At 71.7% G+C, this 13,361-nt stretch carries 15 protein-coding genes and 1 pseudogene; 7 read left to right on the top strand and 9 right to left on the bottom strand.

Going from position 1 to position 13,361, the window contains the following annotated elements:
* The first annotated feature begins 14 nt into the window (after positions 1 to 14).
* Positions 15 to 1,076 (top strand): D-erythronate dehydrogenase, encoded by a 1,062-nt coding sequence (gene denD / locus H4687_RS42735; RefSeq protein ID WP_046913617.1) that lies wholly within the window; start codon positions 15 to 17, stop codon positions 1,074 to 1,076.
* 84 nt (positions 1,077 to 1,160) lie between these two features.
* Positions 1,161 to 2,021: an oxygenase MpaB family protein gene (locus tag H4687_RS42740; RefSeq protein ID WP_079028217.1), complete on the top strand. Its 861-nt coding sequence runs from the start codon at positions 1,161 to 1,163 to the stop codon at positions 2,019 to 2,021.
* A 19-nt stretch (positions 2,022 to 2,040) separates the two neighbouring features.
* On the opposite strand, the gene H4687_RS42745 is transcribed toward H4687_RS42740, so the two are convergent.
* Entirely contained in the window at positions 2,041 to 2,409 is a 369-nt protein-coding gene (locus H4687_RS42745) for an STAS domain-containing protein (protein WP_046913619.1), read from the bottom strand.
* A gap of 173 nt (positions 2,410 to 2,582) precedes the next feature.
* Here H4687_RS42745 and H4687_RS42750 point away from each other — a divergent pair, with 173 nt between their 5' ends.
* Complete coding sequence (locus H4687_RS42750; RefSeq protein WP_046913620.1) at positions 2,583 to 3,056, top strand: ATP-binding protein; 474 nt, start codon at positions 2,583 to 2,585, stop codon at positions 3,054 to 3,056.
* 143 nt (positions 3,057 to 3,199) lie between these two features.
* Positions 3,200 to 4,378: a PP2C family protein-serine/threonine phosphatase gene (locus H4687_RS42755; RefSeq protein ID WP_046913624.1), complete on the top strand. Its 1,179-nt coding sequence runs from the start codon at positions 3,200 to 3,202 to the stop codon at positions 4,376 to 4,378.
* Positions 4,379 to 4,431: 53 nt separating this feature from the next.
* Here the strand turns inward: H4687_RS42755 and H4687_RS42760 are convergent, their stop codons facing one another.
* The 3 genes from H4687_RS42760 to H4687_RS42770 form a co-directional block, all read right to left on the bottom strand.
* On the bottom strand, positions 4,432 to 4,617 hold the full coding sequence (locus tag H4687_RS42760; RefSeq protein ID WP_046913621.1) for a hypothetical protein: 186 nt from the start codon (positions 4,615 to 4,617) through the stop codon (positions 4,432 to 4,434).
* A 554-nt stretch (positions 4,618 to 5,171) separates the two neighbouring features.
* Complete coding sequence (locus tag H4687_RS42765) at positions 5,172 to 6,290, bottom strand: sensor histidine kinase (RefSeq protein ID WP_050398590.1); 1,119 nt, start codon at positions 6,288 to 6,290, stop codon at positions 5,172 to 5,174.
* Positions 6,287 to 6,958: a response regulator gene (locus tag H4687_RS42770; protein WP_046917868.1), complete on the bottom strand. Its 672-nt coding sequence runs from the start codon at positions 6,956 to 6,958 to the stop codon at positions 6,287 to 6,289. The genes H4687_RS42765 and H4687_RS42770 overlap by 4 nt, the downstream gene beginning before the upstream one ends.
* 160 nt (positions 6,959 to 7,118) lie before the next feature.
* Between H4687_RS42770 and H4687_RS42775 the strand changes: the two genes are divergently transcribed.
* Together H4687_RS42775 and H4687_RS42780 are read left to right on the top strand one after the other, a co-directional pair.
* A complete protein-coding gene (locus H4687_RS42775) occupies positions 7,119 to 7,664 on the top strand; it encodes an AAA family ATPase (protein WP_046917867.1) in 546 nt (181 codons plus the stop codon).
* 238 nt (positions 7,665 to 7,902) lie between these two features.
* Positions 7,903 to 8,310, top strand: coding sequence for an SgcJ/EcaC family oxidoreductase (locus H4687_RS42780; RefSeq protein ID WP_078907325.1), 408 nt, complete (start codon positions 7,903 to 7,905; stop codon positions 8,308 to 8,310).
* Between the two features lie 29 nt (positions 8,311 to 8,339).
* On the opposite strand, the gene H4687_RS42785 is transcribed toward H4687_RS42780, so the two are convergent.
* Positions 8,340 to 8,633 (bottom strand): hypothetical protein, encoded by a 294-nt coding sequence (locus H4687_RS42785; RefSeq protein ID WP_046917865.1) that lies wholly within the window; start codon positions 8,631 to 8,633, stop codon positions 8,340 to 8,342.
* The gene (locus H4687_RS42790) at positions 8,630 to 9,577 is read right to left on the bottom strand and encodes an SPFH domain-containing protein (RefSeq protein WP_046917864.1); all 948 of its coding nucleotides are present in this window, start codon (positions 9,575 to 9,577) and stop codon (positions 8,630 to 8,632) included. The genes H4687_RS42785 and H4687_RS42790 overlap by 4 nt, the downstream gene beginning before the upstream one ends.
* Before the next feature lie 221 nt (positions 9,578 to 9,798).
* Here H4687_RS42790 and H4687_RS42795 point away from each other — a divergent pair.
* A pseudogene (locus tag H4687_RS42795) lies at positions 9,799 to 10,194 on the top strand (DUF1062 domain-containing protein); the annotation flags it as partial.
* 82 nt (positions 10,195 to 10,276) lie between these two features.
* Here H4687_RS42795 and H4687_RS42800 read toward each other — a convergent pair.
* The 3 genes from H4687_RS42800 to H4687_RS42810 all read right to left on the bottom strand — a co-directional run bounded on the left by H4687_RS42800 (position 10,277) and on the right by H4687_RS42810 (position 13,084).
* Positions 10,277 to 11,443, bottom strand: a complete 1,167-nt coding sequence (locus tag H4687_RS42800) for an NAD(P)/FAD-dependent oxidoreductase (RefSeq protein ID WP_046917863.1) — start codon at positions 11,441 to 11,443, stop codon at positions 10,277 to 10,279.
* A 72-nt stretch (positions 11,444 to 11,515) separates the two neighbouring features.
* Positions 11,516 to 12,229, bottom strand: a complete 714-nt coding sequence (locus H4687_RS42805) for a GntR family transcriptional regulator (RefSeq protein ID WP_046917862.1) — start codon at positions 12,227 to 12,229, stop codon at positions 11,516 to 11,518.
* A 162-nt stretch (positions 12,230 to 12,391) separates the two neighbouring features.
* Entirely contained in the window at positions 12,392 to 13,084 is a 693-nt protein-coding gene (locus tag H4687_RS42810) for a DUF4232 domain-containing protein (protein ID WP_046917861.1), read from the bottom strand.
* Positions 13,085 to 13,361: the final 277 nt, after the last annotated feature.

Here is a 13,361-nt window from a genome sequence, read left to right on the forward strand (position 1 = left end):
GACGAGGACGCCGCATGAGGATCGTCATCACGGGTGGCTTCGGCTTCCTGGGACGACAGGTCACCACCGCACTGCTCGGGGCCCGGACCTTCCGAGGAGCGCCCATCGACCGTCTGGTGCTCGTCGACCGGGTCGTGCCGACCGGGCCGCCGCCGCCCCTGTCCGACCCCCTCGTGGAGATCGTGCACGGCGACCTGACCGACCATCTCGACGACGTGTTCGCACAGCCGGTGGACGTCCTGATCCACCTCGCGGCCGCCGTCTCGGCCGCATGCGAGGCCGACTTCGACCTCGGGATGGGCGCCAACCTCGACACCACCCGGGCGCTCCTCGACGCCGCGCGCGCCCAGTCGGCGACCGGCGGGCCGACGCCGTGCCTGGTCTTCAGCAGCAGCGTCGCGGTCTACGGTTCCGACCCGGCGCTCCCGCTCCCGCCCGTCGTCAGCGAGTCGACCCTGCCCACGCCGCGATCCAGCTACGGCATCCAGAAGCTGATCTGTGAACAGCTGATCGCGGACTACACCCGGCGCGGTTTCGTCGACGGCCGGGTCGCCCGCCTGATGACCGTGGTGGTACGGCCCGGCAAGCCCAACGCGGCAGCGTCGGGTTTCCTGTCCGGCATCATCCGCGAACCCCTCGCGGGCCGTCCCGCGATCTGTCCGGTCCACCCCGGCCTACGGGTCGCGCTGGCCTCCCCCCGGCGCACCGTCGACGCGATCCTGCGCATCGCCCAGGCGGAGCGGGGGGTGGGCAGGGGGCGACTCGTCGGCGCGCTGCCGGTCAACCTTCCGGCGCTCACCGTCTCGGTCGCCGAGATGCTGGCCACCCTGCGGCAGGTCGCCGGCGACACCGTCGCCGACCTGGTGACGGTCAGGCCCGACCCCGCCGTCGAGGCCATCGTCGGCTCATGGCCCGCCGCCTTCGACCCCACGCGCGCCGCCGCACTCGGGCTGGCTCCCGACCCGGACTTCGCGTCGGTGCTGCGGGCCTACCTCACGGACCACGCCGACGCCGTCCTGACCGACCCGGGACGCACCCCCGTACAGCCCGATCAGGGCGTACCGCCCGACCGGTAGGACCCCGACAGATGTTCCCGGCAGGCCCGTCCGGGCACACGGCGGGTGCGGGGACGCACAATGGCAGGAGAGGGGAGGCCGACCGTGTTGACCGCAGTTCGTGAACAGCTGGGCCAGGCCCTGTTCCGTCGCGTCGCCGGGCCCGACGGTCCCGCGACGCGCGCCCGCATCCATGACACCCCCGGCCCGCGGTGGTTCGGTCCGGACCGGCCGATCCGCACGGTGCACGGCGACGCCTCGATGTTCATCGGCGGGCTGAGCGCACTGCTGCTGCAGTCCCTGCATCCGCTCGCCATGGCGGCCGTGGCCGGTCACTCCGGGTACCGGGGCGACCCCTGGGGCCGACTCCAGCGCACCAGCACCTTCCTCGCCGTGACCACCTACGGCAACGCGGCGGACGCCGAGCGGGCGGTCGACCACGTCCGTGGCATCCACGACCGGATCCGCGGGACGACCACCGAAGGGGTGCCGTACCACGCGGCCGATCCGCATCTGCTGGGCTGGGTGCACGCCGCCGAGACGGACAGCTTCCTGCGCGCCCACGCCCGCTTCGGCGCCCGCCCGTTGGAGGCCGCCGACTACGACGCCTACGTGGCCGACACCGCGCGCGTCGCCGCCGCGCTGGGGGTGAGGGACCCGCCACGCGACCGCCGAGAGCTGTCCGAGCGTCTGGCGGCCTACCGGCACGAGCTGACGGCCACCCCCGAGGCGCGGGCAGCCGCCCGCTTCCTGCTGTTCCAGCCGCCCCTGCCCCTGGCCGTACGGCCCTTCTACGGCGGGCTGGCCGCGAACGCCGTCATGCTCCTGCCGCCCTGGGCCCGCCGGATGCTCTGGCTGCCCCGGGTACCGGTCGTCGAGGCCCTCGCCGTACGCCCCACCGGGCAGGCCCTGACCCGGACCATCCGTTGGGCCATGACCCCGCCCGGCCGGTCCGGGACGACATGAACCGACGAGCGCGGCGGCGTCAGGGGTTCAGGGCCTGCTCGGTGGTGGGGTGACAGGGGATGAAGGTGTCGATGCCGACCAGTTGCATCACCCGCAGGACGGACTCCTGGGCGGCGGCGATACGCAGCCACCCCCGCTCGCCGCTGACCCGCCGGTGGGCGGCGACGAGGACGTTGATGCCACTGGAGTCCATGAACGTCACGCCGCCGAGATCCACCACGATCCGCGGCGGTGGCACCGCGCCGGCCTCGAACAGCAGGGCGTCGTCGAAGACACCCTTGACGTCGTGGTCGATCTCACCGCGCACGGTCACGACCTGGACGTCGTCGACCACGTGGTGTTCGAAGGAGAGCCGGCCTGGCCGGTCCGCTTTCTCGATGGCGGTCACCGTCTTCTCGACTCGCTTAGGCTGGCCCCCGGGTCAGGGCATGCACCGATGATTCTGCCCCACCGTCCGGGCCGGACACACCCGGGCAGCTGTGTCGAGCGGCGCCTGAGTGGCATAAGTGTCGGTATGGCGGGTACTGGCGTGCGTGTGTACGGGGAATGAGGGCGAGGCTCGTGGGGTCCCATGCCGATGACGACGGCTCGACCGAGCCGGGTGAGAAGTTGCTGCGCGCCGGTTTCGCCCTGGGCGGGGACGACGCGTGCATCGCCGACGCCCGGCATCATGCCATCGCCTTCCTCGATCAGGCCCACACCGACCGGCAGGTGCTCGTGAGCCCTCGCGCGAGGGATCTCACACAGCTGGTCGTCAGTGAGTTGGTCACCAACGCACGCAAGTACGCTCCCGGACCTGTCCTGATGGAACTCCGTATCGATGCCGACAGCGTCGAGATCGTCGTGTGGGACAGCGATCCCACCGTCCCCGCGGCCCGCGCCTCCGACCCGGACCGGGTCGGCCAGCACGGCCTGGAGATCGTCAAGGCCGTCACCGAGGACCTGCTCATCGAGCAGGCGCCGGTCGGCAAGCGCATCACGGCCCGTATAGCCTTGTCCGACCCGCCCGCCAACGGCAGCTCCGCCCGCGGCTGACGTAACGGTTCGCCCGGCCCCGGGTCTTCCCCGTGTGCGCCGTGAACGTCAGCTGTGATGCATGGCGCGTCAGCGGGAAGGAGGGTTCGTAACCCCGGGAGGCCTTCGTGGCGCAGGATCGGATCGGACCGGCGCAGGACCGCATGGGACTGGCCGAGGTGCTGGCGGCGGCGGAGAACGCCGCGCCGGTGCGCTCACTCGATGTCGTCGCGCGCAATCTGCGCGACCGGTTCGGCGCGCGTTACGTGTCGTTCCTGTTCGTCGACGTCGTCGGCCGACGCCTGCTGCGGGTCAACGACACGGCGGGCACGCGGGAGGGGCAGCGGACCGCACAGGTGCCGCTCGCCGACAGCGGTGCCTACGACGAGGTCCTGCGCACCCAGAAGGTGGTGCGGACGCAGGAGGACGAGGAGGGGCAGCGGGTGCTGGCACCGGTCAGCAACCGCGGCGACATCATCGGTGTTCTGGAACTGTTCCTCACCCGGGTCACCCCGGACGTGTTGCTGCAGGTCGAAGAGGCCGCGCACGCGCTGGCGTACATCATCGTCACCGACCGCCGCTTCACGGACCTCTACCACTGGGGCAACCGCACCACCTCGGTCAGCCTGGCCGCGGAGATCCAGCGCCAGCTCCTGCCCTCCGCGCCGTCCTGCGAAGCCGCCGAGTTCGCGCTCGCCGGCGCCCTGGTCCCGGCCTCCGACATCGCCGGTGACACCTACGACTACTCCCTGGACCAGGACACCCTGCACCTGTCCATCACCGATGCCATGGGGCACGACGTCGACGCCTCGCTGATGGCCACCCTCCTGGTCAACGCCTCCCGGGGGGCCCGCCGCGCCGGGGCCGACCTCGCCGAACAGGCCCGCCAGATCCATCATGCCCTGCTCGATCACGGCCGTCGGACCTTCGCCACCGGCCAGCTGCTGCGCATCGCCCTGGACGGGACCGGCGCCCGGCTCGTCAACGCGGGCCATCCCTGGCCGCTGCGTCTGCGCGACGGCGCGGTCGACGAACTGAGCCTGGGCATCAACCTGCCCTTCGGTGTCGCCGCGCACACGGGCCCGTACCGGGTGCAGGAGATCGATCTGCGTCCCGGTGACCGCCTCGTGCTCTACACCGACGGTGTGCAGGAACGCCAGGCGGCATCGGTCGACCTGCTCGGCCTGCTCCGCAAGACCGCGACGGAACACCCGCGCGAGGTCGTACGCACGCTGGTCTCCGCCGTCACGAACGCCTGCGGCGGCCAGGTGCGCGACGACGCCACCGTCCTGTGCCTGGACTGGTACGGGCCCGAGGCCGACGACCCGCGGACGAACGCGTGACCTGGCCGCCGCCGGACTGCCGGGCCCGTGCCGGGATTCGTGTGCCGTGAGACCTACGGAACCCTGAACTCGATCTGGGTGATGGCCGGCCCGTCACCGGTGACCTGGCCTTCACCGATGGTCTCCGTCCAGGAGCCGTCCTGCTGCAGCTTCGCCAGCACGGCGGGGGAGAGGCTGACCGTGATCTGAATGCCGCCCCCGGAGGACGGGGCGCGGTCGATGCGGATGTCTTCGCTCATGCCGACGAAGCTACCCCCGACGGGTGGGCCGTCATGGGCCGTTGCCGTTTTACCCGAGGTCATGAGGTTACGAGCCGATCGGTCCCTGTCCGGCTGTCGCGCTGCGGCACGGGTGGACCGATCGGGCCTGGCGGCGGCGGACCGCTCCGGGCGAGCGGGACGGGGCGCGGCCGCCGGACCTGTTCGGTGTCGGAGCCGCCCGGAGCCGTCAGCCCGCGTTCGCGTCCAGGCCCGGGCCCGGCGCGCCATCATCGCCTGTTCACGCACCAGTTGGGCGTTGTGCCGACGCAGCGACCAGCGACGCGTGGCGTGGGCGCGGTACCGGCCGGCGAGACCCGCCACGACCGCCGGTGGACAACACGAGCGGCACCGTGCCCGGAGCCGAGCGCCGGGGCGGAGACAGAACCGTCACCGCCAGGACCACCGCGCTGCCCCGCGCGCTCCAACCGCTCTCCAGTACGTCGAGGAGACCCGCGAGCCCGTAGAGCCCCCACGGCCGACGCGGCCTCCCCGAGGATCCGGCCCATGCCCTCCGGTCCCGCCGGCCGGGCCTCTCAGTCCGTGCTGAGGGGGACCCGAAGCCGCACCCGGTAGCCGCCCTCCGGGGCCGGGCCGGACTCCAGGGTTCCGTGCAGGATGTCGGCGCGTTCCCGCAGGCCCACCAGGCCGTGCTGGGAGCTGGGGAGGGCCAGGGAGGGGCGGGTGGGCGGGGTGTTGGTGACGGTCACTCCGACGTGGATCCCGTCGTGCCACAGTTCCACGGCGGCGGTGGCCCCGGGGGCGTGTTTCCGGACGTTGGTCAGCGCCTCCTGGACGGTGCGGTACAGGGCCCGTTGGGCGGGGGTGCTCACGCCGGGCGGGAGCGCACCCGTCAACTCCGCCTGTATGCCGCTCGATTCGACCAGGGTGTGCAGGTCGGCGAGAGTGGGCTGGGGGGTCAGCTCCGTGGCGCGGCCGCCGGACGCGCGCAGCAGGGTGACCATGGTGCGCAGTTCGTCCAGCGTGGTGACGCTCAGCGAACGGATCGTGCGGGCGGCCTCCCTGGAGTCCGTGTCCTTGGTGGAGACCTGGAGGGCACCGGCCTGTATGGCGATGAGGCTGACCTGGTGGGAGACCACGTCGTGCATCTCGCGGGCGAGCTGGGCGCGTTCGCGGGCGAGCGCGGCCTGGGCGTGCAGGACCCGCTCGTGCCCCCTGGCCTCCTCGACCTCGGCCAGCCGGCGTGCCAGATCCCGGTGTGCCTGGACGAGTTGACCGACGAGGACCGGGACGACGGCGGTGGCCAGGTTGTACACGAAGTCGATCAACGTCATGGCCCGGCCGACCTCGGCGAGCCCGGCCCAGGGCCACGGGGTGGTGCCCGCGACGGCGACCAGGGCGACGCACCCGGCGAGGAGCGGGCGGTTGCGGGAGCGTTCGGCCAGGGCGTACAGGGCCAGGAGAGGCGCGAGGGCGATTTCCTGGGTGAGTGCTATCGGCAGGGTGAGCAGGAGGACAGCGAGCGGGAACCTGCGCCGGAGCACCAGCGCCCCGCACCCGAGCATGGCCAGTCCGAGATCGGTCTGCGTACTGTCCCACTCGATCAGCCGTACATCGACGGCGGCCACCACCACGAGGACGACGTCGACGACCGGCGCCGGCACCCGCTCCCACAGCGCGCGTGCCCGGCTCATCGTCCGGTCCCCGGCCGCCGGCCCTCGTCCAGGAGTCCGGCGCGCTGAGCCAGCAGCGCTGCCTGCACGCGGCTCGTCACCCGCAGCTTCGTGAGGATCGCGCTGACATGGTCCTTGACCGTGCCGGCACCGAGGTGGATGCGCGCCCCGATGTCGGCGTTGGACAACCCCTCCGCCACCAGCCGGAGCACATCGCGTTCGCGGACGGTGAGCAGCCGGACGCGGGCGGCGTCCTCGTCGACGGCCGTCCCGCTGCCGGGATGGCTGTGCAGCAGCGTCCGGGACGCCTTGGGGGACAGCACCACGCCGCCCGCGGCCAGGGTGCGTACCAGCTGGGCCAGTTGGTCGGGTTCGGTGTCCTTGAGCAGGAAACCGGCCGCGCCCGAGTGCAGCGCGGTGAGGATGTACTCGTCGGCGTCGAAGGTCGTCAGCATCGCCACGACCGGAGCGTCCGGCCTCGTCCGCAGCTCACGCAGCACGGTGAGCCCGTCGACGTCCGGCATCCGGATGTCCAGCAGCACCACGTCGGGCCGCTCCCGCCGCACGGTCGCCACGGCCTCGCCGCCGCTCGCGGTCGCGACGACCTCGATGTCCTCGGACGCGCCCAGGATCAGCCCGAAACCCGACCGGACCAGAGCCTCGTCGTCCACCACCACAACCCGGATCACGCGCGCTCACTCTCACCGTCGTCCCTGCCGCCCCACCGTGCCGACACGACCCTAGAGCCCCGAACAGCTCTGGTCGCGCACGGAGCCGCAGGTCCAGCCACCCGGCGGGGTATCGCCCACCGATCGGCAGAGGCGATCGGCAGGGGCGGAGATCGCTAAAGTGCTCACCGTGAAGGTGGGCACCGAACGAACCCGGCTGATCGTGCTGCGCGGCAACAGCGCCTCGGGAAAGTCGTCCGTCGCGGACGGGCTGCGCGAGAGGTTCGGCCGGGGTCTGGCCCTGGTCGGTCAGGACAACCTCCGCCGCACCGTGCTCCGCGAGCACGACCGGCCGGGAGCGGCGAACATCGGCCTGATCGACCTGACAGCCCGCTACGCGCTCGACGCCGAGTATCACGTCGTGGTCGAGGGCATCCTGTACGCCGACCGATACGGCGACATGCTCGCCCGGCTTCGCGCCGACCACCGCGGCCCGACCCACGCCTACTACCTGGACGTGCCGTTCGCCGAAACCGTCGCCCGCCACGCCACCAAGCCGATCGCCGACGAGATCGACGAGAGGAGCCTGCGCGACTGGTACCGGCCCCGTGATCTGCTGCCCGACGGCAGCGAGACCGTCATCGGCGCCCACAGCGCCCTGCACGAGACCGTCGACCGCGTCCTGCGCGACACCGGCCTGGCCCACCTGCCGCCACGGGACCTCTGACCTGCGGGACGGACCACAGGTCCGCGTGGGAGGAGCAGCGGACGCCGACGTCGGACGACGTCTACCGCGCGCTGCGTGCCGCCCTCCGAACGCCCGGGAGACCGAATGCGGTCCTACCGCAGCGCCGACCACGCCAGGCGTCGGCCGACCATGTCCCGTCGGCATCGCCGAAGGCCTCGGACGCACCGCGTTCTGCGGCCTTGACCTCAAGTCCGCTTGAGGTCGCAGAGTGATCCGCATGAACACCGAAACCGCGGAACTCTCAGACATCAAGGCCATCGAAGAGGTCGTGGCCACCGTCGAACGTACCCAGCGCGCGAAGGACGCCGAGGGCTTCCTCGCGCTCTTTCACCCCGAGGCCCTGTGGACGACCGGCCACGGCAAGGTCCTGATCGGCTTCGAGGCCATCGCCGAGTTCACCCGCGCCGTGCTGCCGACTGCCGACTGGGACGGCGCGGTCACCTACGAGGCGGTGCACATCCAGTTCCTGCGCCCCGACGTGGCGGCCGTCAAGGTCCGGCAGGTCTACCACTCGGCGAAGGGGGACACGGAGGGCGCCCCGCTCTACGTCATGACCAGGCAGACTGACGGAACCTGGCTGCTGCACGCCTGCCAGAACACCGAAGTCCGCTTCGAGCAGGCCTAGTCGGGCCGGTCGGGCGCTCGCGAAGCGGATCACACGTCTTCTCCGGGCTGCTTCGCATCCTCGTCGTCACCCGATGACTTCGGCGGACGCCCCCGGCGGGGGAGCGGCCCCGCCGCACCGGGCAGCCGTCCGGCATCGGACAACGCCCTGCGCAGCAGGAACTCGATCTGCGCGTTGGTGGACCGCAGTTCGTCTCCGGCCCACCGGGCCAGCGCGTCATGGACCAGCGGGTCGAGCCGCAACAGCACCTGCTTGCGCTGTGCGGCCGACCGCTTCGGGGCCTGGCCGTCACCCGGCCCACCCTCGGGGGAAGGGGGCGTCACTGGTAGAGCGACCCGGTGTTGAGCACGGGCTGCGCGGCCCGGTCCCCGCACAGCACCACCATCAGGTTCGACACCATCGCGGCCTTCCGCTCCGAGTCGAGTTCGACGATGCCCTGTTCGGCGATCCGGGCGAGCGCGGCCTCGACCATGCCGACCGCCCCGTCGACGATCTGCCGCCGGGCCGCCACGACGGCACCGGCCTGTTGCCGCTGCAGCATCGCCGAGGCGATCTCGGGTGCGTACGCGAGGTGGGTGAAGCGGGACTCGATGATCTGTACCCCCGCAGCCTCCACCCGTGCGTGGAGCTCGACGGCGAGCTTCTCGGTGATCTCCTCCGCGTTGCCGCGCAGCGAGAGACCCTCCTCGTCGTGCGCGTCGTAGGGGTACTCGATGGCGATGTGCCGTACGGCCGCCTCGGTCTGGGTCGAGACGAACTCCAGGAAGTCGTCCACCTCGAAGGACGCCTGCGCGGTGTCCTCGACCTTCCAGACCACGACCGCGGCGAGTTCGATCGGGTTGCCATAGGCGTCGTTCACCTTGAGGACTGCGGTCTCGTGGTTGCGGACCCGTGTCGAGATCTTGACCCGGGACGTGAACGGGTTGACCCAGCGCAGGCCGTCGGTGCGGATCGTCCCCCGGTAGCGTCCGAACAGCTGGACGACGCGGGCTTCGCCCGGGGCCACCGTGTTGAGGCCGCACATGGCCAGGAACGCGGCGAGGCCCAGCAGAATGCCGCCGACGATCAGCGCCGCCTTCGCGCCGGACGCGGTGGTCACCGCTCCGAGCACCACGAGGCCGACGCCGGCGGCCAGGCCCACCAGTCCGAGCAGCAGCGCGAGCCCGCCGCCGATGGAGCGGGCGGCGAACTCGCGCACGCGCGGCGCTGGCATGTCGGGGAGGTCGACTGCGTCCGGTGCGTCCGGCGTGCGGTCCTGTGTGCTCATGGTGTGCTCCCCGATGCGAGTGGCCTGAGTGGTGGGCGAGGGGCGTTTCCGGTGGGTCCGCCCCCGGGGATCTGTTCCCGGGTTCGTTCCCGACGGGTCGCCGGCCTCGCCATCTAGCATAGTGATATCACTTTATTCGTCGAAGTGAAAGCGGTGGAGCGGCGGCCCTGTGCGCAACTACCGTGCTTCCGGGCCGAGTCGTCCGCGAAAGGACGTGCCGTTGTACACCGTGTGAGACCCCCCGAGCGCTGCTGGAGCGGATGCCTGTGCGCTCCGTACGGCCTGAACTGCTGGACCGGCTGCATGCCAACGACCATGGCCTGACAGCGGAGTTGCTCCAGGACCCGGTCGTGCGGCGCCGCAATCGCGTCGCCCTGGACTGGGACGACGCCTGGCGGCTGGACACCGGCGGGGTCGATCACCTGGACCGCGAGGCGATCGACGTCGCCGTCCGCTTCGCGGCGCGGATTCCGGTCCGGCCGGTGCGACTGATCGCCGAAGGATGCGGTCTTTCGCGGGCCGAGGTCGAAAGGCTGGTCACGGAGGGGAAGGCCGTCTCGACGGTACGGCTGAGCGGCAAGCTCTCCGGCGATTTCACCTTCACGCTCAAACGCTGAGCCCCCGGACCACGGGCCTGTACCGGACGAGGGGCCTGCCCGGCGGGAGCCGCCGGACAGGCCCCGTCGCGGATGCCGTCGGCTACTGCTCACCCAGCCCGACGGCGCGTTGGTCCACCTCGGTGTCCGAGCGGGCCGCGCCGGTGAACCGGGTGGGCCGGAAGGCCCCGAGGAGGTCCTGTTCCAGGTCGGTGGTGATCTCGGCCGCGGCCAGGCGCCCCAGAATCGGCGCCAGGGTCACCCCGCTGTGCGTGACGAGACAGTAGACGCGGGACCGCGCGGAGGCGTAGCCGGCGATGGTGTGGCCGTCCGCGGGCAGCGACCGGATGCCGACGCGCAGATCGATCCTCGGTGTGACGGCGGGGTCGGGCAGCACCGCGCGGAACCGTCGCGCGAGAGCGTCGGCGATGTCACCGTCGGCGGACGGAGGGTCCGCCGGATCGACGTCGGCGTTGAGATCGAGGGCCTGGAGGACGGTGTGCCCGTCAGCGGCGGGGCGGAGGTTGAGCCCGGGGCTGTGGACCACACACCGCAGGTCGAGCCGCGGGTGCCGGGCGTATCCGAGCAGGCCGACGGTCTGCGCCCCGCGACCGGTGTCCGTCACCATGGGAACGTCGATCCCGGCCCGTGCGGCGAGCCGTCGCGTCCAGCGGCCTGCCGCCAGGACGACGCGGTCGCCCGTGTGGACCCGGCCTCCGGCCAGGGTGACGGTGACTCCGTCCGGCCTGTCGTCGATGGTCTCGACCTCGCCGGTCAGGTACGTGGCGCCGTGCCGGACGGCATCCGCCAGCAGGGTCCGGACGAAGAGGTCCGGCAGGACGTATCCCTCGCCGGGGAAGTGCGCGAGTGCGGTGATGGCCGCCGGAACACTCAGGTCGCCCGCTATCCGGACGGCCTCGTCGGCCGTGACCCACTCCGCGGCGTAGCCGAGGGACCGCAGCCGTGCCACGTTGTCGGCGAGTCGCCGCTCGTTCGCGGCGTCCGCCCACTGCAGGGCCCCGCTGGGGAAGTAGGACGGCGCGCCGCGCAGTCGCCCGGCGAGCCTGGCATGTTCCTCCATCCCCGCGAGGTTCAGCCGGTGGTAGGCCGGATCGGGCTTCCGGCTGGAGTTGGTCCAGGCGAAGGTGGTCGCGGACGTGCCGGTGCCCGCGCCCCGCCGATCGAGCAGGAGAACGTCTTCGCCGGCGACGGCGAGATGCCTCGCGACACTCACGCCCAGGACGCCGGCGCCGATGATGATGACCTTCATTGTCTGCGTATCTCCTTTCCGGGAACGACACGCTGCTCACGGACGGCACGCTGCTCACGGACGGCACGCCGCTCACATGGCCGGGACCGGAAGCTCCAGGAAGAACTCGGCGGTTCCCGGACGGACCAGGGTCGTGACCACCTCGACGGTGCTCCCGTCATCGGTCCGCAACTCCCTGCGCCTCATCAGCGCGGGCGTACCGATCTCGCTGTCCAGCAGTGCGGCGTCGTGCTCGTCGAGGGTCACCGGGTCGAGGTAGAGCCGGATCGTGTCGACCGGAACGCCTCCGCGCCGCAGATACGGCAGGGTGACCAGGTGTTCGAGGTTCTCGCTCAGCAGGTCGGGGGCGGCGGCGAACAGCACGACATGCCGCTCGACCGACTGCGGCTTCTCGTGAACGTCGAGTTTGCGGCGGACCAGCTCCACCACGGCGGTGTCCGCGGCGGCGCCGGGGAGGCGCAGGACGGCGTCGGCGGCCCTGACGACCCGCGCGGAGACGACGTCGTGTCTGCCCGGGGTGCCCTTGGCGGCCGTCGCGGGGGTGACGAAGTTCAGCAGGTTGATCTGCCGCGTGACGTCGGCGACGAACGTGCCGTGGCGGCGTCGGCGGATCGCCAGCCCCGCCTCCGCCAGGTCGTTGAGGACGCGCTGGGCCGTGGCGCGGCTGACGCCGTACCGGGTGCTGAGGTCCTTCTCGGTCGGCAGCCGCGCGCCGGGGGGCAGCTCCCCGGCGCGGATCCCGGCTTCGATCTCCCGCCTGATGCGTACGTACAACGGTGCGGTCATAGGGGGTCCGTGAGGTCGCGAGGCAGGGCAGTGTGGCGTGCCATTAGACCGTACAATTCTTCAATTGACCGGTCAATTGCCTGGAGGCTGGCCCACGGGGTCCGGCGCGCCGGTGCCGTGCTCGATGCGCGACCCCGCTCCGCCAGGGAGGCGGAATGCCGATCAGTAGGTGAGCGCGTCCTCGGCCGTGCCGAAGAAGCTGGTGACCTGGCCGTCGTTGACCGTCACGGGGCCGTCGGCGATCGTCACGGTCGCCGGGCTCTCGGAAGCGGTGAGTGCGACCTCCACCTTGTCGGCGCTCTTGCCGCCCGCGGTGTCGGCGCGGGAGAACAGGATCCCGGCGTAGGCGGTCTCGCCCGCCTTCATGATCCAGTCCTTCCCCTCCGGGCCCATGTGCTCGGCGGCGCCGTCGAGCCCCGGAATCGTGATCACCAGGTCATTGGCCGGCAGCAGGCAGGGGTCACCGCTGTTGTTGGTCGCGGCCAGCAGGGCGTGGTTGACGAGCTTGGACGCCACGGTGACCTTGTAGGTCAGGTCGGTCGTCTCGCACATGCCGACGCCGCCGTCCTGATCGTCGTCCGCCCCGGGCTCCGAGGATGCCGGGGTGCTGTCGGAGCCGCCGGACGCGTCCCCGCTGCCGCCGTCATCGCCGCCCTGGCCGGCCGTCGAGGGCTTGTCGGGCTTGTCGGCGTCCTTGCCGCCGTCCGAGGCGGACGGGCTCGCTGCCGTGCCCGGGCCGGAGGCGTCCGCCTCGGCGTCGCCCTTGCAGGCGGTCAGGGTGATGATGCCGAGCGAGAGAACGGCGAGTACGGCGGTGGTGCGGCGTGTGCGGCGTGAACGAGCTGTGTAAGCCATGAGAAGCCCCCCGGGAAACGGAATGTCGGGGTGATAGTGCCGCACGGCAGCGGCGCCGGAACCCGCTGATATCGAGAGAGAACCGTCTTCGAACGGATTTGTGACACTGTGACGGGCGCCATGACGGGGGCGTCCTGACGGGGAGCGCGACGTCGCGTGCATCGATACGTCCGCGCGCCGTTCGCGCTGCCGCGCGCCCTGCATCGGAATCTCCCGCTACAGCGACGAGTTCTTCGCCGTAGTCCTCTCCGCCGACCGCACGGCCGGCGGCCTGCAG

It is taken from the genome of Streptomyces stelliscabiei, from assembly GCF_014873495.1.
In the GTDB taxonomy this organism is placed as follows: domain Bacteria; phylum Actinomycetota; class Actinomycetes; order Streptomycetales; family Streptomycetaceae; genus Streptomyces; species Streptomyces bottropensis.